The following is a 23,847-nucleotide window of genomic DNA, read 5'->3' on the forward strand; positions in this document are numbered from 1 at the left end:
TCTTTAAAGCAAAAAAAAGCGGTATTTTTTTAGTAATATTGAGGTTCTCATTACCCAAACAAAATAATAGTATTTTTCTGACAATCAAGAAAGTAGAAATGTCCCACTCAAATAAAAATGCCCCGGTATTATCAATTCTAAAGATACTGGTATTCTTTTTTTTGTTTTCGAGTATTGCGACCCTCTATGCTCAAGACATTTCTGTTGAAGTTTTAGATGCAGATGTGCAAGAAGAGTTGTCAAATCCGGGAAGTTTTCGAATTTTTGAAACTACTGGTTTAAGTGCTGGAGCCGATGTAACGGTTAATTATACTATTACAGGTACAGCTACTTCAACGGACGATTATGCTGCTCTTTCAGGTTCGGCAATTATACTTACTGGTAGTAATGATGTCATAGTTGATGTAAACGGAATTGTCGATGATCCCTTTATCGAGGGAAATGAAACAGTAATTATAACCTTAAATAGTGTTAGCCCTTTTGTTCCAATAAATGGTGCTGCAAATACGGCCACAATAACAATTGTGGATAATGATTCCGCGGGAATAGATATCAATACCACAACCGGAACAACGACAGAAGGTGGTGGTACAACAGATTTTATCTTTACCTTAAGAAGTCAGCCTATAGCAGATGTAACTATTCCGATAGAACAATATGATAATACGGAAACATCCGGCCCGGCAAACCTTGTAATCACACCCGCAGAATGGGATACTGGGGTTACTTTAACTATTACTGGTATTGATGATGCCATAGTAGATGGTAATGTGGTAGATGATATACGAACAGGAAACCCAAGTTCAGCTGATCCAAATTATAACAGTTTAGGAAATAATGATGTGCCAGATTTAGAGGTCACCAATTTAGACGATGACCAGCAAATCAGTATCGGTAATCGTGTAGCTTTTGAAGGAGATGTTGGTACGACAACTTTTGTTTTTACAGTTAGTGTTGATGGAGGTGGAAATGCAGATGGAGACATCGATTTCGACTATGATACGGTAGATGTAACCGCAACTGCTGGAGATGATTACGTTGCGGTAAGTGGCGCTAGTGGTACTATTAATGATGGGGAAAATAGTACAACTATTTCCATAACCGTTCTTGATGATACGGTGGTTGAACCCAATGAAGATTTTCGAGTAATTATCAGTAATGCTGTTAATGCTAATATCACCGATGATAATGGTCTAGGGAGAATACTTAACAATGACGGTGATACAATTGGTATTGATAATGTAAGTCAGGTAGAAGGTGATACAGGCACTACTGACTTTATCTTCACAGTAAGCATAGACGGTGGAGGACCTGCCGCTAACACGATAGCTTTTGATGTGGCGACCGAAACGACGTCTACCACTGCCACCCCGGGTATTGATTATGTGGCGATAACAGGAGGTAGCGGCTCCATAGCCACTGGTGCGTCAAGTACTACGGTAAGGGTTTCTGTTACTGGGGATTCTGATGAAGAGGCTAATGAAACTTTTAGGGTTCGTATTACAAATGCCACGAATGCCACAATATCCGATGCTGTGGGGGTAGGGACAATAACAAACGACGATAATACAATCTCGCTGGGCTCTGGAGTTACTTTAGATGAAGGGGACTCAGGTTCGACAGCTTTCGTATTTACCCTAAATCGCACAGGTAATTTGACAAATACCTCGACTGTTGATTATACCGTTGCCGGAAGTGGAACTTCGCTTACAGATGGTTCTGACTTTGTTGGTGGCGTTTCTCCAAGTGGAACAATACCATTTGCAGCTAACGAAGCAAGTACGACGGTAACCATTGAAGTAAATGGGGATACAGATTTTGAACCCGATGAAACCTTTACCATAGCCTTAAGTAATCCGAGCGCTGGATCTTCAATTGGAACGGCAAGTGCGATAGGAACCATTACCAATGATGATAGCCCTACGGTTAGCATTGTAAATACTTCCAATGGTTCAGAAAATGGAGCTGGAGCGGTAACCAATGGAATTCTGACGATTTCTCAGACAAATGCTACAACTACTGATACTGATATAGTTTTTAATATAACGGGCACTGCTGCTTCTGGTGTTGATTACACGGCATTTGGCAATACTGCAACTATTACGGCTGGGGATTTTTCAACAGATGTTACCATTCCTGTTTTAGAAGATGCTATTGTTGAAGGCAATGAAACCGTTACGATAACCTTAACCGGAATTACCTCCGGAGATGTGGTTTTAGATCCTATTCCCGCAAATCGAACGGCCACCAATACCATATTGGACGATGATAGGGCCGAGGTGACAATTGCAGATATTAGCTTTCCTGAGGATGGTGGTCCAGGTAGTATTAATATAAGTCTAGATAATGCTGTTGTAGGTGGCTTTAGGGTTGAGGTCTCTACTGCAGATGGCACGGCAACTACTGCCAATAATGACTATGCTGCAATAACGAACCAAGCCTTAAACTTCTCTGGAAATGCCAACGAGATTCGAACGGTTACTTTTGCGCCTCAGGCAGATGGTACGATAGAAGGTGATGAGAATTTAACAATTTCAATGGCAAACTTAACGGGAACTACGCTTAGCGTAGACATATCCGATACAGCTACCATTACAATTCTTGATGATGATGCTTGTGCTGCCGGAAATACGGCACCAGCTTTGGATGCAGCAGAGGAGACGGCGTTTTGCGATACTTTTAATAAAGATTTAGACGATTATACGATAAGTACACCACCTGTAAATGCAGTGCTAAGGTGGAGTGAAACCAACACCGACCTTGCGAATAGCGCTACACATTTATCATCTAGTGTTGTAAATACTGCTGGCACCTATTTCGGCTTCTTTTTTGACGAGGTGAATAATTGCGCAAGTCCTGCTTTGCAAATAACAATAAGTGCAAGTACAACTCCTTCTCCGGGTACGCCGGCAAATGCTGCTGCTTGCAGTATTCCTGCCAACGGAATATCTGTCATAGATCTAGATGATCAATTAACCGATGCGGATGCTGGTGGCTGGTCTTTTGTAAGTGCTCCCGCAGGCAGTTCAACGACTATAAATGCTGGTAATGAGGTAAATTTTGCAGGTCAACCAGATGGAACTTATACTTTCAGATATACCACTACAGGGGCGATCGCCCCATGTACCGATCAAATTGCTGAAGTTACCATTACCGTATCACAATGTATTTTGCCTTGTAATGCGGGTAGTATTGCCCCTGCTTTGGATACCTCGCAACCGATTGACTTTTGTGACAGTATCAATGTTGATTTAAATGATTATGTAACCAATACAGCTCCTGCAGGAAGTACCTTAACTTGGAGTACAAACTCTGATCCATTACAAGAAAGTGCCCATAGAAGTAGTGTTGTGAACGCACCAGGTACCTATTATGGATTTTTCTATGATGATACGAACAATTGCGCTAGTCCCACACTTGAGATTCCGCTTACCATAAATATTACCCCAACTATCGACAGTTCTGTTGGTGGTGTCCGTTGTGAAGAGGGTACTTTGACCTTAACGGCTTCTAGCAATCAAACCGGAGCTTCGTTGAATTGGTACAACGTGCCGACAGGTGGTGCAATTTTGGGTACAGGAAGCACTTTTGTGACTCCAAATATTACTGCTACCACTTCATTTTTTGTAGAGGCGACGTCTAATGGATGTACTTCTGCCAGAACAGAAGTTATAGCGACAATAAACAACCAACCCTCTGCTGGCACTCCAACAAGTACAACTGCTTGCAATGCTTCTGGTAATGGGGGCGATACAACGGTAGATTTAGATTTCACGCTTAGCGGGCAGGATGCCGGTAACTGGACTTTTTCAAGTGGCCCTGCAGGTGCAACACCGGTAATTGGCACCGATAATATCGTAGATTTTATTGGTTTGCCTATTGGAGATTATATTTTTACCTATACTACAAATACCGCTGCAGCCCCATGTACAAATGTTTCTATAGATGTGACCGTAACCGTTCTTGAATGTGATTTTGATACCGATAACGATGGATTATCGGACAATGAAGAAGGAGTGCTTGGTACGGACCCTAACAACCCAGATACTGATGGAGATGGTATAGAAGATGGACAGGAAGTAAATACAGACGGAACCGACCCTTTGGATGATTGTAGTTCGGTAGGAGGAACACCGTTAGGAACCAGTGATTGTGATAATGACGGGCTAACGACCGATGAGGAAACTGATTTGGGTACGGATCCTAATAACGCAGATACGGACGGTGATGGACTTACTGATGGAGAAGAAGTTCTAATAATTGATGACGCCTCTACCGTCGCAGTTCCAGAAAGTGCGACCGATCCTTTAGATCCATGCGATCCGTTTTTAACACCCGATTGTAATCCTGAACCGATAGATTTATTGATAGAAAAAATTGTTGATAATGACAGACCCCTCATCGGAGACAACATTACTTTTACGATATCGGTTACCAACTTGACAATGGATCGAGTTAGAGATATTACCGTCAGTGATGTGTTGCAAACAGGATTTTTATACGTTTCCGATGCGACTTCAAGTGGTGAATATGACGAAGTAACAGGTGTTTGGACTATCGACGAGTTATTAGCAGAAGAAATAGTCAATTTAGAAATTACGGTTACTGTGGTAGCTTCCGGGTTGTTAGAAAATACCGCTATATTAACTAGTTCTTTTCCATTAGATAACATTAATGTAGATAACAACGAAGCCACGGTTACAGTGCAGCCAGTGGTGAGTCCTTGTAGTGATTGCGGCACAATTTGTAATATATTCTCGCCAAATCAAGACGGCACAAACGACTTTTTGATACTAAATTGTGCTGGTACTTATCCTAATAACTCTTTGCAAATCTTTGATAGATATGGAAACAACGTATTTGAAGCTGCACCTTATGATAGTACATGGGATGGCACCTATAAAAATGGAGAACTGCCAAAAGGCACTTATTTCTATATTCTTGATTTAGGGGATGGTAGCGAAGTAACTAAAGGATGGATTCAAATAATTCGATAATCTAAGATGTTTATGAACGGTTTTCTAAAATATAAGATTATCATTATTGCGCTTCTATGTGGAGCATCCGCCTTGGCGCAAAGAGAACCCCAATACACACAGTATATGTATAATATTGGAAGTTTTAATCCAGCATATGTTGGTTCTGTAGAATCTACTGAATTTTCGGCTTTGTATAGGGCTCAATGGATCGACATTCCTGGCGCACCTAAAACGTTAAGATTTGGAGCTAACATGCCATTATCCAATGAAAAAATGGGCATAGGTTTTAATGTGGTAAGTGATCAAATTGGGCCATCATCTCAAACATATATAGATGTTTCCTATTCGTATCAGGTTAATCTTAGTTCAGATTCTTGGTTGTCTTTTGGTTTAGATGCGGGTGGCTCTTTTCTTAACTTGAATTATTCCGATGGTAATTTTGAGAACCCTTCTGAGCCCATTATAGGAGGAGATAATTTAAATCAGTTCTACCCAATTCTGGGGGGTGGATTGTTCATGTATGGAGAGAATTGGTATACAGGTCTATCTACACCCAACTTTCTAACCCTTGGTATTTATGACGAAGAGTTGGAATCTGTTATAGATAATGACTTACAGGTCGATTTTATAGCAGGTTATGTTTTTGATATCTCTGATAATACCAAGTTCAAACCTGCGGCACTCATCAATTACATTCCTCAGGGCCCGCTAACGGTAAACATGTCCGCTAATTTCCTGTTTTTAGATGCTTTTACGCTTGGAGCCTCTTACCGTTTTGATAATGCTGTAAGCGGACTGGCCGGATTTCAGGTGTCTAACAGCCTATTTTTGGGCTATTCATATGATTATAATACTAACGGATTGGGTGATTACACGAATGGCTCGCATGAAGCTATTTTAAAATTTTATCTAGGACGTGAAGGTGGAAATCGCAACAAAAACAAACAGAAAAATAATAAGCTGAAAGGAAAACCAAAACAAGTAGATTCCCCCAGATTTTTTTAACCCCCATTTAGATGAGAACAACGCTAATTTTATTCTTTTTTTTATGTTCACTCTGTTTTGCGCAACAAAAGCAGTCTAAGGGAGATCAGTTCTTTTTTCAATATGCTTATAAGCAAGCTGTAAGAGCATACGAAGCGGATTTGTCGAAAGGTTATTTAAATGCCGAACAATACCTGAATCTTGCGGATTCTTATTATCAAACAGGAAATTTCGAAAAAGCTTCAAGGACTTATCTTGATGTTATTTCTGGGGATAAGAAATTAGACTCGATTATGAGCAAGCATCGTTTCAATAAGATGTTGCAAAGCCTTATAAAGGTGGGTAACACTGCTAAAATCGATAGTTTGTTAAAGAATAATCGTGATGTTTTCTCAAGAGAACTCTTTGAGAACGCCAAGTTCAATAAAGAATTATTGAATACGGTAGGCAATAGTGATTTAAACTACAAGATATTCAATTTAAACAGTAATAGTAATCAAGAAGATTTTTCGCCTGCTTTTTACAATAACAAACTACTGTTTACAAGCGGAAGACCAAAAACTAAAAAACAGAATTTTGCTCCGTCAGGGCAAGCTTATTTAGATATTTTCGGAGGCACTCCAGACGCATCTGGGCAATTGGCGACGGCCACTAAATTTATGGAAATTGAAGATTCAAATTTCCATAAGGCAACCCCATACTTTTCTAATGAACTAAACAGTCTTATCTATGTGTTGTCAAACACTTCGGATGGAGAACTTTTGTTCGATGATAATGGAAAAAATGCGCTGGCCATTGGTATGAAACCCACGAATGGGGCGTTTCGATTTTTGTTAAGGGATTTAAGCACTTCGTTTTATTACCCATTTTATGATGCTAATAGTGGTAAGCTATACTTTTCGGCGAAGTTCGACGATGGTTATGGAGGCACTGATATTTACTTTGTTTACACCAATAATGGACAAATAATGTCTGCCCCGATTAATCTTGGTCCGCGAGTCAATTCTCCCGGTAACGAAATAGCGCCCTATATTTTTGAGAACAGCCTATATTTTTCTTCGGATATCTTTTACGGTTTAGGCGGAATGGATGTGTATAAAACGAACTTTGAATCTGAGGATAGTTTTAGCATCCCTGTGAATTTGGGGAAAGCTATCAATTCTGAAAAAGATGATTTTGGATTCATTATTAGAAATAATGGCGACGGATTGCTAGGCTATTTTTCATCGAACAGAACTGGAGGTAAAGGCAGTGATGATGTTTATGGCTTCTTGGTAGATGAAAAACCAGGGTTAAAAACATTGACAATACGTGGTAAGGTTCAAGAGCCTTACGGCAGTCAAAAAGCGATTGCGAATGTTTCCGTCAAATTATCGAATAATGATGGAAGTATTATTAGTGAGGTGATATCCGATGACGACGGTATGTATCGCTTCGAGATTCCATGGCGAAGAGAGGTCATTTTACAGGCTTCTAAAGAAAGATATTCCCGATATACTAAAGAAATGGTTGCGGCAACTGGTGATGACCAAGAAACTATATTTGATGTAGATATAGCCTTGTCTTTATATGATGATTTGGTAGAGGAAAAAGAAGGTCAAACAGTTGTAAAATTGCGCAAGTTCTTTTTCGGAAGAAATAAAACCACAATAACACCTGAAATAGCTATTGAACTGGATAAAGTAGTTGAGGTCGTAAAGTCTTTTCCAAATATTCAACTAAGAATAGAAACACATACCGATAGCAGGGGGGGTAGCAGCACTAACTTTAGACTTACTCAGGCAAGGTCTGATGCTATTAAAAAGTACTTGCAAGCCAATGGAGTTGCCGGCACTAATATTTTATACTCAATCGGTTATGGAGAAGATAAAATCCTTAACAATTGTACCAATGGGGTGTTTTGTTTAGAGATGCTCCACAAACAAAACCAACGTTCTTTAATTGTTGTGTTAAACGATAATGTACTTTTTGAATAAAATAAACTGAAAGACAGATTTAAAAGAGAACCATCCAACAATAATAGATAGAGAAAAACGCTAAAAAGACCATACCAATATAGGCCAAAAGCTTTAAAGTCTTATTGGGTTTGTGTTCATCTTTTATATCGTTGCCGGTAACGGTCTTTAAATTCATCCAACCAACAATTGGAGCCATTACAAAAGAAACAAAGGTGGCCAAAGCAACTAAGGTTCCCATATTTGCCCCAAATGAACTTATAACTATCCAATTAATTAGGGCAAGAAAAATAACCATAAAGGCAAAGGAGCGATTTTTAGTGAATAGCGTGTTTGTTGGATATAGTTTATTAATAACATCTAAGCTAACTCTTGATACTGCATCATGTGCTGTCATACATGTGCTGAACATAGTTGCAAATGCTGCGATTGCGATTAAAAAATAAGCCCAAGAACCGATATGCAATGTAAAAAGATGTACTACTTGGTCAGCAAAAGTCACCGCATTTCCACTAAGCTCGGCACCTGTTCCGTAAAGTGTCATGCAGCCAATCACCAAAAATAAAACAGCTAGCAAAGCGGTAAGTATATAACCTAAATTAAATTCATATAAAGATTCCTTTAAGCTAGGAGTCTTTTTCATTGATTTGAGCTTTTCCATACTCCACATACTAACCCAGCCTGAGGCTTCTACCGCTGTAGGCATCCAGCCAACCAAGCCAATTAAAAATAGGATTCCTACTTCATTAAAAACCGTTGGCCTTTGAAAGTTGTAAACCGGGGTAATTTGGCCTTTGTTTATAACCAAAATTGTAGTAATAATAAGGGCAATAAATAAAACGGAGACAACTAATTTTAATGAAATCTCTAAAAAACGATAGCGACCAATAATTAGTAAGGTGCTAATAAAAATAAAGAGTCCAAATGCTGTTAAACTTAAGTTGACACTTGAAATTTTAAAAAGGTTAATTAGTAGTCCGGCAGTAACTACATACAAGGCAGCTAAGATTGTAAATACACTGATCAAGGTTATTAAGGCATATAGCCAGAGGTATTTCCTCCCCATATTTAAATATCCTTCAATAAGGCTTTTTTTGGTGACATTGGTGTAGCGAACACCAAATTCAAAAAATGGATATTTGAGAACATTCGCAAGAATAATGGGTATTATCATGATCCAGCCATATTGCGCTCCTGCTTTTGTAGATAGCACCAAGTGAGATGTGCCAATAGCCATGCTTGCAAAAAGTAGCCCAGGACCTAGATTTTTTAATAAGATTTTTAATGAAGACATATAGTTTTTATCAGATTCTAAGAAACTAAAATAGCTCTTTTATAGAATCAAAGAAATGGTATATTAGCATTCTTTGTATTTAAATAGTTGATTATGAGAATAATTTCAAAGATGCTTAAAGCCTTACTCATTTTTATTGCTTTGCTTGCATTAACCTATTTTTTAGGTCCCAAAGTTGAAGCTCCGAATTTAGATACTGCATTACCAATAGCTACTTCAGATTTGGCCGCCTTGGAATATGAAATTAATAGAGCGGAAGCTCAAAATAAGAATATCAGACCAGACAATGAAGCAAGGATAATTTGGCATGATAGTATTCCTTCAAAAACAGCATATAGTATCGTATATCTGCATGGTTGGTCTGCAAGCCAAGAAGAAGGAGACCCTATTCATATGGATACTGCAAAGCGTTATGGATGTAATTTGTATTTACCAAGACTGGCAGGGCATGGTTTGGATGAAAAAAAACCAATGAAAGACTTAACTGCAGACAAAGTTATAAGCTCTGCAAAAGAAGCTATTGCGATTGGCAAGCAGTTGGGTGAGAAGGTCATTTTAATGGGTACTTCTACGGGTGGTACATTGGCATTACATTTAGCCGGTAATGATTCAGATATTGCTGCATTACTTCTTTATTCACCAAATATTGAAATTTATGATGGCAGTGCAAAGCTTTTATCTAAGCCGTGGGGTTTACAATTGGCAAAGTTTATTAAAGATTCTGATTACCACGAGTTTGATACAGATATTGAATTAAAAAATCAATATTGGACTACTAGATATCGATTAGAAGCGTTAACACATTTGCAGGCTATGATGGATTATACCATGGTTCCTGAAACTTTTGAAAAGATTAAGCAGCCTGTTTTCTTGGGTTATTATTATAAGAATGATTCAATTCAAGATAATGTGGTCTCGGTGCCTGCAATGCTAAAAATGTATAATGAGCTTGGTACTACTAATGAAAAAAAGAGAAAGAAAGCATTTTCTGAGGTGGGCGACCATGTAATGACTTCACATATTACCTCAAAAGACTTAAAATCGGTAAGAGTTGAAACCAACAAGTTTTTGGAAGAAATTCTAGGTTTAGACCCCAGGTAATAATTCTTTAACATGTTTGCTCAGAATTAACATTAATCGTTTAATTTCTACATCATTTCTTTAAAAATTTCTGAAAGGCTTATTTTTTTCGTATTATTCAAACTGTGAACAACCAATCCAATCAATTTTTGTGAAACTAGCCAAATTCATCAAAAAACTTGAAGAGATTAATTCGTTGTCCAAGCATGAACAACTGGTCTTGGGTATTATTGAGGCAATTGATTCAGGTCATCTTGTAGTGGGCGACCAAATGCCATCAATAAATACAATGGTAGATGAAGTAGGTTTCGCCCGAAAAACTATTGTAAAGGCCTATGAAGAACTAAAAGATAGAGGTCTTGTAGAGTCAAAAAAAACCAAGGGTTATTTTGTAGTAAGTGATAAGACTAAAGTCTTTTTAAAGATTGCCCTTTTAATGTATTCTTTTCAACGATTTCAACAAGAATTTTACAATACGCTCAGAAAAGAGTTAGGTGCCAAGGTACAAATCGATGTTTTCTTTCACCATAATAATGAAGAGGTTTTTCAGACTATTTTCATGAATATAAGAGCGAAGTATGGTCTATATGTGGTTGCCCCTATTGAAAGTGACGGTATAAAGCATTTACTCAACACATTAAGCCCTGAGAAATTACTGATTGTGGATAGATTTCTTAATGTGGGCAATGAATATACTTATGTTACGCAAGAATTTGAGCAAAGTACCTATACTAATTTAATTAATCTTTTGCCCAAAGTAAGGAAGTATAAAGAAATCGTGCTTTTTTATAGGAATGATTTTGACTACCCCAAAGGTATCTTATCAGGATATTTAAAATTTATAAAGGAGTATGGGTTTAATGGGAAAGTTGTTGAGAGCTATGATTCAAATACTGTGCAAAAAGACTATTTATATCTTTTTATTGGCGATGCTGACTTATGGTCCCTCCTTAAGGATTGCAAGAATTCAGATTTAAACGTTGGTATTGATGTTGGTGTTCTTTCTTTCAATGATCACGTGGTAAAGGAAATAGTTTTTGGAGGTATCACCTCTATCTCTGCAAATTTTAATGAAATGGCCACCTTGACGGCAAAGAACATTAAAAAGTTGAACTACTCCAAGTCGGTGGTGCCTACCAACCTTATCGATAGAGGTTCTTTATAAGGGTCTTAAAAATCAAAATCATATTTTTTTAATTTAAATTTTACGATAACCGTATTTTTTAGCCTTTAAACTTTGATATTAACAAAACTTTTATATTTTTGTTTAATAGCATAGACTATCATAGCATATTAAAAACTAATCTAAACTCAATCTTTATGAAAAAAAGCCATCTTAAAAAACTTCTGGTTTTGTTGGTGTTCATTTATGCGAATAGCGCATTTGCACAACAGAACACTATCACAGGAACGGTATCTGACGCCGATGGCCCCCTTCCTGGTGTTAATATTGTTGAAAAAGGAACCACAAATGGTGTTACTACAGATTTTGACGGAAACTATACGATAACTGTAGGTGATAATGCTATTCTAGTGTTCAGTTACATTGGCTATACTACATTTGAAGCTCAAGTTGCTGGTAAAACTTCTATGAATGTGGTTTTACAGGTTGATGCGCAGGCATTAGATGAAGTGGTAATTGTAGGTTTCGGTTCGCAAGCCAAGGTTGATGTTACCGGTGCAATTTCTCAAATTAAACAAGAAGAAATAAAACAAATTGTTAGTGCAGACCCTACCAATGCACTTCAAGGAAGACTTGCAGGTGTGCAAGTTGAAAGTGGAGGCGGGCAGCCAGGTGCTCCCACCAATGTGATTGTTAGGGGAATCAGCTCATTAACAAACACTTTTCCGTTATATGTTGTGGATGGGGCTATTGTAGACGATATTACTTTTTTAAACCCTAAAGATATTATTGATATTCAGGTATTAAAAGACGCTACTTCTGCAGCCATTTATGGTACCAGAGCGGCAAATGGCGTTATCATTGTTTCGACCAATCGAGGCACTGCTAATTCTGCGCCAAAAGTTTCTGTGGATATACGCGGAGGGGCCAATACGGTTGCTAGAACACTAGACTTCTTAGATGGACCAGAGTTTGTTCAGTTCTTAAATCAAAGAAGTGCCAATGAAGGGCTTCCGGCTAATATTGTAGATAATGGTGTAAATACTGACTTTCAAGATTTATCTTTAAATTCTGGAACAATACAAGATATTGGCTTTAATATCACTGGAGGTGGTGAAGGTTCTTCTTATTATTTTTCTTCTAATTATTATGATGAAGAAGGTATTGTCACGAGTACAGATTTTCAACGTATCAATATTCGCTTGAATAGTCGTTTTAATTTTGGAAAATGGAAAATCGAAGAATCTCTTTCCTACAATCAAAGAGACTTAAATCAGAATCCATTTTTTGGAAGCGGTACATTTACTGCGCCTGTTGTAAGAGCCTCAGCGCCAGAAAGGCTAGGTGGGTTTGAAGCTATTGATTCTAATTTATTTGGCGGTTCTGGAGGTACCAATAATTATGCATTGGCACAATTGGTTGATGACCAAACTACGCAACGTAACGTTCTAGGCAATTTTAAAGTAGAATATGAAGTGATAGATGGTCTGACACTTGGTTTAAACTATGGTGTTGATTATCGTAATACATATGTTAATTTTAGAAGACCTCGCTTTGATATGAGCCCAACGGACGCTCAGGTTAATTTAAATGCACTAAATGATTTGACTGAAGTGCGCGGTGAGATTTTATCCACTAACATAGAACCAACCATCAACTATAAAAATAGTTTTGGGAAGCATGATATTGATGTGTTACTTGGTGGTGCTAGACAACAGATAGATAACAATTCTATTGCAATACAAGCAGAAGGTCTGCCTTCAGACGATATTACCAATATAGCTGGCTTTACAGATGCTATTGTAAATTCTGGAGGGGGTAGATTTTTATCAAGAATTTTCTCAGTCTTTGGAAGGGTAAATTATAAGTTTGATGATAAATACATTTTTAACGCTATTGTCAGACGAGATGCTTCCTCACGATTTTCGGCGGATGGTGATTTTAACAGTATTGTCCTACCTGCGTTCTCAGCAGGTTGGGTAATTAGTAATGAGGATTTTTGGCCAGAGGATTCTGTTTTTAATTTATTAAAGTTCCGCGCTGGTTATGGAGAATTGGCTTCTCAGAATATAGGTGATTATTTATTTCAGTCAGTACTTAATCCAGCTTCGAACGTAAGTTTTAACAATACGACTGCGGGTGGTTTTGCAATTACTTCGCTAGTAGACCCCAATATTTCATTCGAAACTGCAGAATCAACAAGTTTTGGTTTGGACGCTGTTTTATTGGATAACAAGCTTTCCGTAGGAATGGACTACTATGTGAGAAATAACAATGATGTTCTTGCTGCAGTTGCTGTTCCTTCTACCACAGGATCTGCTACGCCGGTAACTCAAAATGCTGCGTCGATACGTAATTCTGGTTTTGAACTACAAGCAAATTATGATCATGATAACGGTGGAGATTTTAAGTTTAACGTAGGATTGACATTTGCAACTTTTAGTAATGAACTAACAGCTTTACCAAATCCTCTAGTCGGACCATCCATAGATGAAGAAGGAAATACTCCCAATAGATTTGAAGTTGGTCAGCCAATAGGTTTTTTCTTTGGATTTCAAAACGACGGACTTTATAGAAGCCAGGGTGATATCGATAATGACCCAGCTTTGGCAAATGACCCAGAAAGAAGAGCCATTTTACAACCAGGTGATTTTAGAAGAGTTGACATTAATGGTGATGGTCAAATTAACAACGATGATAGAACCAATTTAGGATCTCCAATCCCTGACTTTACTTATGGTATTAATTTTAATGGAACTTATAAAAATTGGGACTTTGGTCTTAATTTAAATGGAGTTCAAGGAAACGAGATTTACAACGCCCAATTATTCACAGGAACATTTTTCTTAGATGGAAACAAATTTGGTTTCTTAAGGAACGCTTTTGGATCGCCAGGGGCAGATAACGCAACTACAAATATTCCTAGAGCTTCTTTGCCAAATGCGGCTGGTAATCAATTACCGTCAGATTTCTTTGTAGAAGACGGCTCTTATTTAAGATTAAGGTCTATTGAGATAGGTTATGATTTGACACAGGTAATCGATTTGCCATGGGTAAGTAGTGCTCGCGTCTTTTATAACATGCAAAATGTTTTCACAATTACGGGTTATAGTGGTTATGATCCCGAAATTGGATCTACTCTAGTAGGTACTGGAGGTGGGTTTTTTGGTTTCCCAAATAATACGCCACCAATTCTTGGTAGGGGTATTGATTTAGGTGCACAGCCTAGACCAAGAACATTCATCTTAGGATTACAGGTATCGTTTTAAATTGTTTATGAATAATTAGAAATTTGACAAAATGAAATTAAGAACAAGTAAATTTATGATTGTTACGCTATTGGCCGCTATGCTAGTGCCGTTAAATGGTTGTAACGAGGATGAGCTTAAAATATCCAATCCAAATACAGTATCACAATTAGCGTTTTTTAATAATGAAGAAGATTTTAGAGTTGCTGTAAATGGAATGATACACCCTATTACCGCAGTATTTTTCTGGGGTAGGGTTGTGCATACGGGTCCAACTCTTAGATCAGATGCATTTAATGTAGTGCCTTTTGCAAATAACACAACCATGTCAACATTACAAGGCGTGCCAGGTGTTAGTCGTTGGTCATCAAATATGTTTCCGCAACTGTACCAAACTATATTTAGGGCAAATACCATTTTAGAGGAAGCAAATGATGAAAACCTACCTGCAGGTAGTGGTAGGGATGAAGTATTAGGACAGGCTTACTTTATGAGAGCTTTTGCAAATTGGTATTTGGCGGCTTTTTGGGGCAATGTTCCTTTAGTTTTAAGCACTCCTGAAAATCAAGAAGAGTTTTTTCCATCTCCTGCGACTCAAACAGAAATCTTTAATTCGGTGTTATCTGATTTAGCTATGGCTGCAAGTATGTTGCCAGCAACATGGTCTGATAATGATTTGGGAAGACCAACTTCTGGGTCGGCATTGGCACTAAGAGGAAAGACGAATTTATATATGGGCAACTTTTCAGAAGCTGCAACAGATTTAAGAGCTGTGGTGACCAGCGGAGTGTATAGTCTACTTCCTGCTGAACAGTATGGAGATAATTTTAATGTGGTAGGTGAAAATAATTCAGAATCTGTTTTTGAATTGCAATTTGCTGCGCAAGATAATTTTGTATGGGGATCAGATATACCGCTTACAGGATCTCAAAGTAACTATATTATTGATTATGCACCACCGACTTACAGCTTAGATAGAGGGCACTACATTAATCCGCATATATTACAAGCGTTTGAGGATAATGGAGATACAGTCAGAAGAAATGAAACAATAGCGTTTGATTATCCAGGTGCTACCGGTTATGGTGGAACCCCATTCTTGGAAGATTTTGCTGGAGACATTGAAGCAGCACAAGTAGCAGGGGTGGATCCGTTGTTTACTCGTAAATATGCCATGCTGTTTGCGGGTACTCGTGATCAAATTTCACCCTTTGGAGAAAATATTGGATTGAATTGGAGAATAATTAGATACGCAGATGTGCTTTTAATGTTAGCTGAAGCAGAAAATGAAAATGGAAATACTCCGGAAGCAATCGCATTGGTTAACCAAGTGAGGCAACGAGCGCAAATAGCTGACTTGCCAAATACATTAAGCAGTACTGAGGTTTTTGATGCGATAGTTGAAGAGCGAATTATGGAGCTTACAGGTGAAGGCCATCGCTATCTAGATTTAGTGCGCTGGGGCTTGGCGGAAGAGGTGCTAGGTGCAGGTTCTACGATAGCAGGCGGAAGGCACCCAAAATCTCTAGCTGGAGAAAGTGCAGTATTCACACCAGGACGTGACGAGCTAATTTGGATTCCGGTTCCAGAATTAAACGCCAATCCAAATTTGAACCAAAACCCAGGGTACTAAACACAACCTTTGATTATAAATATTTAGTTTGATTTAGTTTAAGTTCAGTAGTTATTAAGAGCCAAGTGATGTATTATTGCTTGGCTTTTAATTTAAAAAAACCGTGGGATTAAAAATGAGGATGAGTATCCAAAAACTAGCTTTCTATAGTGCAATTGCTTTTCTGTTTTCATGTGAAAACAAACAGGAAACTAGACTTTTTGAATATGTGGATGCAGAACTTACCAATATAGACTTTTCAAATACAATTACCATAAATGAGAATATCAATGTTATTGATTTTCAATATTGCTATAACGGAGGGGGAGTTGGGATAGGAGATTTTAATAGCGATGGGCTTCCTGATATTGTATTTACAGGTAATCAGGTTAATTCTAGAATTTACCTAAATAAAGGTGATTTAAAATTTTTTGATACTACAGAAGAATCAAATTTTAAAACAAAAGGTTGGATAACTGGGGTTTCAATAATTGATATAAATGTCGATGGCCTAGATGATATCTACCTTAGTGTTGGTGGTGCCAATTGCGATGGCAACTGTAATAATTTATTGTTTATAAATCAGGGAGTAAATGAAAATGGAATTCCCGAATTTGTGGAGAATGCGAAGGCATATGGCTTAGATGATGCCGAGTATTCGCAACAGACGGTTTTTTTTGATTATGATTTAGATGGTGATTTGGATGCTTACATCGTTAGAAACGGAAATGTGCAGTTTGATAAAAACTCTCCAATACCAAAACGTTATTTTCCCAATCATTTAAGTGATGTTCTTTTACGTAACGATGATTCTGAAACTGTAGGACATCCTATTTTTAAAGAGGTTTCAGAAAAGTTGGGAAAAGTTGAAAAAGGTTTCGGACTAGGCGTAGGTATAAATGACTTTAATAATGATGGTTTGATAGATGTCTATGTGGCAAATGACTTTATTACCAATGATTTACTCTATATCAATTCAAAAATTTCGGACACGACAGGGGCTTATTTTAAAGAATCATCTAGCGAATTATTGGCACATCAAACCTATAACGGTATGGGGGTTGATATTGCCGATATAAATAATGATTCACACCCTGATATTATAGTTTTGGACATGCTGCCCAAAAATTATAACCGCCTCAAAACAATGATAGGTTCTACAAATTATGATAAGTACGAATTAAGCCTAAAGAATGGGTACTCGCCACAATATATGCGGAATACATTGCAAATTAATAACGGTCTCAGTGATGGCGCTCCGTTAAAGTTCAGCGATGTTTCATTTGCTGCCAAACTAGCGCAAACCGATTGGAGTTGGGCTCCTCTGTTGGTCGACTTAGATGCAGATGGCGATAAAGATATTTTTATTACCAATGGATACGGTTTAGATATCACCAACTTAGATTTTATAAACTATACCAATCAAGCTAATGTCTTTGGAACACCAGAAAGTAGAGATAAGAGAATTAAGGAGTTGGTAAAAAACCAGAAATCGGTAAAGCTCCAAAATTATTTTTTTGAAAATGATGGAAATGTAAACTTCAATGACGTTTCCACCTCTTGGAGCACTAAGAGGCTTTCTTTATCCAACGGTGCTGCCTATTCCGATTTAGACTTGGATGGAGATTTGGACCTAATCGTGAATAACATTAACGAGAAAGCGTTTATTCTTAAAAATACCGCTTCCTCAAGGGAGAATTACAATTATTTGAAAATAAAACTTTTAGGACTAGAGCAGAATAAAGATGCAATTGGTGCAAAGGTATCGGTTTGGAGTCAAGGAGAATTACAAACGCATTTTCAATCGGTCATTCGCGGCTATCTTTCTTCTGTTGATCCTACCGTTTTTTTCGGTCTCAAAAACAACAGAATTGATTCGTTAGAAGTGAAATGGCCAACAGGTGAAATTACTAGAAGAACAGGTCTTACGCCAAATCAAACTTTAGTTTTAGATATAACCGATCCAACTTTCGAAAATTTTGAAGATTCTACCGGTGAGACATACTTCGTTGACAACACCGACACTTTTGTTTTTAAACATCAAGAGAATTCATCCAACGATTATCGCTCCCAACAGTTACTGCTGACACAGCACTCTAAAGAGGGGCCCTGTTTTGCTTCGGCAAATAGTGATGGAGAAAATGGTGATGAACTATTTGTTGGAGGCAGTAAAGGAGAACCAGGTACAGTTTGGAGCCTAAATGAACAAAATGTATATGTACTAACACAAAAACTAGATTCCATTTATGAAGACACGGCTGCGGCTTTTTTTGATTATGATTCCGATGGTGATCTAGATTTATATGTGGGTAGTGGTGGAAATGAGTTTGATGCCGAAGCACCGGAATATCAAGATAGATTATATGAAAACGTTGGAAGTAAAGGATTTAAACTAACAGAAGAAAAATTGCCTCTGAATACATCAGCCACCAGTTGTATTAAACCTTTTGACTTTGACAAGGATGGGGATATCGACCTTTTCGTTGGTTCGAATATAGTTCCTGGTAATTATCCCGTAGCTCCTAAGAATTCTTTTTTGTCCAATGAAAATGGAAGTTTTTCTGATGTACAAGTTGAAGGTTTAGCAGATATCGGTATGGTCAGGGATGCTGTATGGACAGATATTGATAATGATGGATGGACGGATTTAGTGCTTGTAGGTGATTGGATGCCAATAACGATTTTTAAAAATGATTCGGGAGTTTTAAAGAAATGGAATATTGAAATTAAGTCCGAGAATAACGAAACCATCGTTTCCAATGGGTGGTGGTATTCCATTGCAAAAGGTGATTTTGATAATGATGGGGATATTGATTTTTTAATAGGCAATCAAGGACTCAACAATTTTGTCAACCCCAGTCAAGAATATCCAATCCACATTTATAATAGAGATTATGATAAAAATGGCAGTATTGACCCCGTAGTAGCCGTTTATTACGATACGGGTCAAGGAAAAGAACTAAAGCCCTTGCAGTCTAGAGATGATATTATGAAGCAATTAACGCTTCTTAAGGATAGGTATCAAAGTTACCAACAGTTTGCTGAAGTCGATTTTAAGACATTGTTGAATATTGAAGCATTGAACGAAGTATCCTTAACGGCCAGTGTTTTTGAAAGTGCTTATTTAGAAAATCTAGGAGAAGGAAAGTTTAAGCATATTTCTCTGCCATTTGAGTGTCAGCTAGCGCCTTTAAAGTCGATAATGGTAAAAGATTTCGATGGCGACGGTAATTTAGACGCGCTTTTGGCTGGAAACGATTTTTATTCCGAAAGTAGTTTTGGAAGGTACGATGCGCTAAACGGGATTTTTTTAAAAGGAAGGGGTAATGGTCGTTTTAAACCAGTGCCAGTAGATGAAAGCGGCTTTTATGCTCCCGGGCATACAAGTCAAATAATTGAGATTAAAGATAGAGAGAATAATAGCCTGTTTCTTGTTGGTCAGAATAATGAGAGCGTTAGGGTATTTGAGTGGAACAAAAAAATAACACAATGAGAAGTGTTCTAAACAGAGTGAGAGAAGAGATAAAGATTGTTGAAAACCGAAACAATGCAGATTGTGCCTTAAATACGATTTTTGATAAAGATGATATTGTAATCTATAAACTAGATGTACTATCTAATGAAAAGTTTATTCCCGAACCTATAGAGCTAGAGTGGAAGATACCCGCTTTAAATGTTAAAGGGATATGGAAACCTACATCCGACTTTTCGAAACGAATAGAGGCAGATTGGGAGTTGGAGAATCATGAATCAAGAATCTCAATAGATTCTCCTGTAATCTCCCTTTTTGGTAATAAAGATGAAAACATACTTTGTTTTTCGTGTTCCAATGCGATTAATAAAATTGAGTTAGGGGCCAAGTATCGCGAAGAAGATGATTTTGTGTATTGTAAAATAATCCTGTTTACCGAGTGCAAGTATGCCATTAAGGATTTTAGTATAGAAATACGATTAGACTATAGAAATATCCATTTTTCACGGGCACTTAACGAAACAGGGCTTTGGTGGGAAAGCTTTGCAGCCCTAAAACCGTGCGCCGTTCCCGCAATAGCAAAAAAACCCTTGTATTCTACTTGGTATCAATTTCATCAGAATTTAGATGAGGCTTTATTGTTAAAAGAATGTGGTTTGGCAAAAGAATTAGGTTTTGAAGCCATTATTATAGATGATGGCTGGCAGACCGAAGATAACAATCGTGGTTACGATTATACAGGCGATTGGCAATCAGAGCGTTTTGAAGATTTTGGAGCGGTGGTAAGAGGTATGCAAAATCTCGGAATGAAAGTAGGTCTATGGTATTCCGTGCCGTTCTGCGGTAAAAAATCCAAGGCCTATCAAAGATTTAAAGGTAAATTTTTGACAGAGAACCATCGATGGGCACCTGTTTTTGACCCTAGGTTTCCTGAAATCAGAAATTACTTGGTAGGTATCTATGTTGCAGCTGTCAAAGACTGGGGCTTAGATGGTTTTAAACTCGATTTTATCGATGATTTTAAGGCTTACCCAGATACGTGTTTTGAGCCAAATGCAGAACGCGATTTTGCTTCCATTAATGATGCTGTAGATGCATTGTTAACGCAGGTCAGTGATGAGGTCAAAAAAGTGAATCCAGATATTTTTATAGAATTCCGACAGAAATATACAGGTCCGGCGATGCGAAAATATGGTAACATGCTTCGTGCTTTCGACTGCCCGGGAGATTATACCATGAACCGCGTACGAATAGCCGATATTAAAATGTTATGCGGTGATACAGCAGTTCATTCTGATATGGTTACTTGGCATTTTGATGAAAGTGTAGAAAACGCCGCTTTGCACTACCTTAATACAATGTTTGGGGTTCCGCAAATCTCGGTTATGCTGCATGAGGCCCCTTTGGCCCACATAAATATGATTCGTTTCTACACCGATTTTTGGAATAGTAATGCCGAATTATTGCTGTCAGGTGATTTTATACCAACCTCGCCTATGGCAAATTATCCATTAAAATCGGTTTCATCTGATAAAAAAGCAATAATAGGTGTCTTTGAAAATAATTTTATCGAATTGGAATCTGCTCATAATCAAATTGATATTTTAAATGCAAAGCCTTCACAATCCATAATTCTTGTTGCTAAACATAATTTTGGTACTTTTAAATGCCAAATTTTTGATTGCGAGGGAGCGATTGTTAGTGAAGAAACCCTAGAATTAATGGAAGGGGTTAACGCTTTAAAAGTTCCTGTCTGCGGTATGGCTCAGTTACGACTGACTAACTAACTAAAATAACCAACATATGGGGACATTATCCATTATTTCCTTTCTAGGCTTTACACTATTGGTAGCTGGGGTGGCTTGGTACGCCACGAGAAAAACGAATGAAAAATCTGCCGATGGCTTTTACCTTGGCGGAAGAAGTCTAGGTGCGCTTACCATTGCCGGATCATTATTATTAACCAACCTTTCCGCCGAACAAATTGTTGGACTAAACGGTCAGGCATTTACCGAAGGCATTTTGGTAATGGCCTGGGAAACCCTTGCTGCAATCGCAATGGTGATAACGGCCATTTGGTTTTTGCCCAAATACATGAAAAAGGGCATTACGACCATTCCTGAATTCATTCAGGGTCGTTTTGATGAGAATACAAAGGCGATTCTGTCAGTTTTGTTCCTTATTGCTTTTGGAATTGTATTGCTACCTACAATATTGTATGCAGGATCCAAGGCATTTATTACCATGTTTCAACTACCCGAAGTGTTGGGTATTTCTGAAACGGCTTGTTATTGGATATGTGTATGGAGTATTGGATTAATAGGTATCGTTTATGCTATTTATGGTGGTTTAAAGGCGGTAGCAGTATCAGATTTGATGAATGCCATCGGGTTGTTAATTGGGGGATTATTGATCCCATATTTCGGATTAACAATGATTAGCGATGACGGAACCATTTCAGGAGGTCTGGCCAAACTATGGTCTGAAAATCAAGATAAGTTTGATGTTACCGGGGGTGTCACTTCGTCAATTCCGGCAGGTACTATTTTCACGGGTATGATGATTGCGCAAATGTATTATTGGGGAACCAATCAGTCTATTTTACAGCGTGTGTTCGGGGCTAAAAGTCTAAAAGAAGGTCAAAAAGGGGTGTTATTAGCCGCTTTTGTAAAATTTTTAATACCCGTTATAGTTGTTTTGCCAGGTGTCATTGCCTATAATATGTTTGGATCAGAACTAACAGATGCAGATGCTTCTTATCCCGAATTGGTAAGAAGAGTACTGCCGGGTAGCTTATTGGGATTCTTTGCGGCGGTATTGTTTGGGGCTATTTTAAGCTCGTTCAATAGTTTGTTAAATAGTAGTGCTACATTATTCGGATTTGATTTATATAAAAAGTTCTTTAATAAAGGCGCTACTGAGCTTCAAACCGTAAAATCCGGAAAACGTTTTGGCTTGGCACTTGCTGTTATCTCTATGTCTATTGCACCATTTATAAGATATGCGCCAGATGGATTGTTTTCATACATACAACAGGCATTAGGAAGTTTAAGTGTGCCAATTTTAGCAGTAGTTCTTATTGGTATGCTAACAAAAAAGGTGCCCGCTATTGGAGCAAAGATTGTTTTAATAGCCGGTGTAATCATGTATTTAATAAGTCTCTTGATTCTTGGTCCAAATATGATAGCATCGTCACTTGAGGATAAAGGTTTGGTTAGTACAGGCTATATAAATAGTCTAAAGGTTGAAGACGGAGTAGATACTAAAAAAGCATTTTTTGAAAGTATAAACGTTACTGATGTAGATGCCTATATGGATAATGTAAAATTAGTTGAAGCTGAAGCTTATCCGCACTTTTTACATATTATGGGAATTCTATTTGTGGTAAATATTATAATTATGTTGATAGTAGGGCTTATTAAACCTAAAACAGATATTTATGTACCAAAGGTTACCGATGTAATTGATACGACACCCTGGAAATATGCCTGGATAGTTGGTGGTCTAATAACACTATTGGTATTAAGTACATACCTCATTTTTTAAAAAATTGCGATAAACCGAAGCGTATACTTCGGTTTATTTTTATAGTAAAATGTAAAGTATATTTGTCATTATGGAAAATAAAACATACATTTAGACTTTTAAACTTTACTTTTAATAGTATGAAGAATATATGTGAATCTGAACGTAACAAGTTACATCGTTGGGGTAAGTTTCAATTGCCCAATAAGTACAAGAAGATAGGATGGGCCGTTATAATAGGTGCTTTTGTGCTAATGATAGCAAAGAAATTTGTAGATGAACCTACTTGGGTAAAACCAGTCTTACGTAATGTTATGATTTTAGGTTTTTTAATGGTTTCTATCTCTAAAGAAAAAATAGAGGATGAACTTATGGCTAGCCTACGAGCAACTTCTTATCGGTTGGCATTGATTATAGGTGTTTTGTATGCTTTAATACAACCCTATGTGACTTATGGTATCGAATCTTTATTAGACCCTGTAAATGCGAAAATAGACAATGGTTACTTTCAAGTATTGCTCTATATTTTGTTGGTTCAGATTATGTTCTTTCATGCTTTAAAACGTAGTACTTAA

Annotated in this window: 12 protein-coding genes; 11 read left to right on the plus strand and 1 reads right to left on the minus strand. The window is 37.6% G+C overall.

Annotated elements, in window-relative coordinates:
• The first annotated feature begins 98 nt into the window (after positions 1 to 98).
• The 3 genes from ACZ1GR_RS13405 to ACZ1GR_RS13415 are packed head-to-tail and all read left to right on the plus strand — an operon-like array spanning position 99 to position 7,939.
• The gene (locus ACZ1GR_RS13405) at positions 99 to 4,997 is read left to right on the plus strand and encodes a Calx-beta domain-containing protein (RefSeq protein WP_472609445.1); all 4,899 of its coding nucleotides are present in this window, start codon (positions 99 to 101) and stop codon (positions 4,995 to 4,997) included.
• A gap of 12 nt (positions 4,998 to 5,009) precedes the next feature.
• Positions 5,010 to 5,984, plus strand: a complete 975-nt coding sequence (locus ACZ1GR_RS13410; RefSeq protein ID WP_472609446.1) for a PorP/SprF family type IX secretion system membrane protein — start codon at positions 5,010 to 5,012, stop codon at positions 5,982 to 5,984.
• 11 nt (positions 5,985 to 5,995) lie between these two features.
• Positions 5,996 to 7,939, plus strand: a complete 1,944-nt coding sequence (locus ACZ1GR_RS13415) for an OmpA family protein (RefSeq protein ID WP_472609447.1) — start codon at positions 5,996 to 5,998, stop codon at positions 7,937 to 7,939.
• A gap of 19 nt (positions 7,940 to 7,958) precedes the next feature.
• Here the strand turns inward: ACZ1GR_RS13415 and ACZ1GR_RS13420 are convergent, their stop codons facing one another.
• A complete protein-coding gene (locus tag ACZ1GR_RS13420) occupies positions 7,959 to 9,212 on the minus strand; it encodes an NRAMP family divalent metal transporter (RefSeq protein ID WP_472609448.1) in 1,254 nt (417 codons plus the stop codon).
• Between the two features lie 93 nt (positions 9,213 to 9,305).
• Here ACZ1GR_RS13420 and ACZ1GR_RS13425 point away from each other — a divergent pair, with 93 nt between their 5' ends.
• The 8 genes from ACZ1GR_RS13425 to ACZ1GR_RS13460 all read left to right on the plus strand — a co-directional run bounded on the left by ACZ1GR_RS13425 (position 9,306) and on the right by ACZ1GR_RS13460 (position 23,847).
• On the plus strand, positions 9,306 to 10,313 hold the full coding sequence (locus tag ACZ1GR_RS13425; protein WP_472609449.1) for an alpha/beta hydrolase: 1,008 nt from the start codon (positions 9,306 to 9,308) through the stop codon (positions 10,311 to 10,313).
• A 130-nt stretch (positions 10,314 to 10,443) separates the two neighbouring features.
• Positions 10,444 to 11,457 (plus strand): GntR family transcriptional regulator, encoded by a 1,014-nt coding sequence (locus ACZ1GR_RS13430; RefSeq protein ID WP_472609450.1) that lies wholly within the window; start codon positions 10,444 to 10,446, stop codon positions 11,455 to 11,457.
• Positions 11,458 to 11,612: 155 nt separating this feature from the next.
• Positions 11,613 to 14,684, plus strand: coding sequence for a SusC/RagA family TonB-linked outer membrane protein (locus ACZ1GR_RS13435; RefSeq protein WP_472609451.1), 3,072 nt, complete (start codon positions 11,613 to 11,615; stop codon positions 14,682 to 14,684).
• Between the two features lie 31 nt (positions 14,685 to 14,715).
• Positions 14,716 to 16,296: a RagB/SusD family nutrient uptake outer membrane protein gene (locus ACZ1GR_RS13440; RefSeq protein WP_472609452.1), complete on the plus strand. Its 1,581-nt coding sequence runs from the start codon at positions 14,716 to 14,718 to the stop codon at positions 16,294 to 16,296.
• A 121-nt stretch (positions 16,297 to 16,417) separates the two neighbouring features.
• The gene (locus ACZ1GR_RS13445; RefSeq protein WP_472609453.1) at positions 16,418 to 19,768 is read left to right on the plus strand and encodes a VCBS repeat-containing protein; all 3,351 of its coding nucleotides are present in this window, start codon (positions 16,418 to 16,420) and stop codon (positions 19,766 to 19,768) included.
• Positions 19,765 to 21,534 (plus strand): glycoside hydrolase family 36 protein, encoded by a 1,770-nt coding sequence (locus ACZ1GR_RS13450; protein ID WP_472609454.1) that lies wholly within the window; start codon positions 19,765 to 19,767, stop codon positions 21,532 to 21,534. The genes ACZ1GR_RS13445 and ACZ1GR_RS13450 overlap by 4 nt, the downstream gene beginning before the upstream one ends.
• Positions 21,535 to 21,550: 16 nt before the next feature.
• Positions 21,551 to 23,293 (plus strand): solute:sodium symporter family transporter, encoded by a 1,743-nt coding sequence (locus ACZ1GR_RS13455; protein ID WP_472609455.1) that lies wholly within the window; start codon positions 21,551 to 21,553, stop codon positions 23,291 to 23,293.
• Between the two features lie 119 nt (positions 23,294 to 23,412).
• The gene (locus ACZ1GR_RS13460) at positions 23,413 to 23,847 is read left to right on the plus strand and encodes a hypothetical protein (RefSeq protein WP_472609456.1); all 435 of its coding nucleotides are present in this window, start codon (positions 23,413 to 23,415) and stop codon (positions 23,845 to 23,847) included.

It is taken from the genome of Croceitalea sp. W27 (assembly GCF_055693185.1).

Coding starts and splice junctions, on each gene's coding strand:
- ACZ1GR_RS13405 (WP_472609445.1), top strand. CDS start 99: ATGTCCCACTCAAATAAAAATGCCCCGGTATTATCAATTCTAAAGATA.
- ACZ1GR_RS13410 (WP_472609446.1), top strand. CDS start 5,010: ATGAACGGTTTTCTAAAATATAAGATTATCATTATTGCGCTTCTATGT.
- ACZ1GR_RS13415 (WP_472609447.1), top strand. CDS start 5,996: ATGAGAACAACGCTAATTTTATTCTTTTTTTTATGTTCACTCTGTTTT.
- ACZ1GR_RS13420 (WP_472609448.1), bottom strand. CDS start 9,212: ATGTCTTCATTAAAAATCTTATTAAAAAATCTAGGTCCTGGGCTACTT.
- ACZ1GR_RS13425 (WP_472609449.1), top strand. CDS start 9,306: ATGAGAATAATTTCAAAGATGCTTAAAGCCTTACTCATTTTTATTGCT.
- ACZ1GR_RS13435 (WP_472609451.1), top strand. CDS start 11,613: ATGAAAAAAAGCCATCTTAAAAAACTTCTGGTTTTGTTGGTGTTCATT.
- ACZ1GR_RS13440 (WP_472609452.1), top strand. CDS start 14,716: ATGAAATTAAGAACAAGTAAATTTATGATTGTTACGCTATTGGCCGCT.
- ACZ1GR_RS13445 (WP_472609453.1), top strand. CDS start 16,418: ATGAGTATCCAAAAACTAGCTTTCTATAGTGCAATTGCTTTTCTGTTT.
- ACZ1GR_RS13450 (WP_472609454.1), top strand. CDS start 19,765: ATGAGAAGTGTTCTAAACAGAGTGAGAGAAGAGATAAAGATTGTTGAA.
- ACZ1GR_RS13455 (WP_472609455.1), top strand. CDS start 21,551: ATGGGGACATTATCCATTATTTCCTTTCTAGGCTTTACACTATTGGTA.
- ACZ1GR_RS13460 (WP_472609456.1), top strand. CDS start 23,413: ATGAAGAATATATGTGAATCTGAACGTAACAAGTTACATCGTTGGGGT.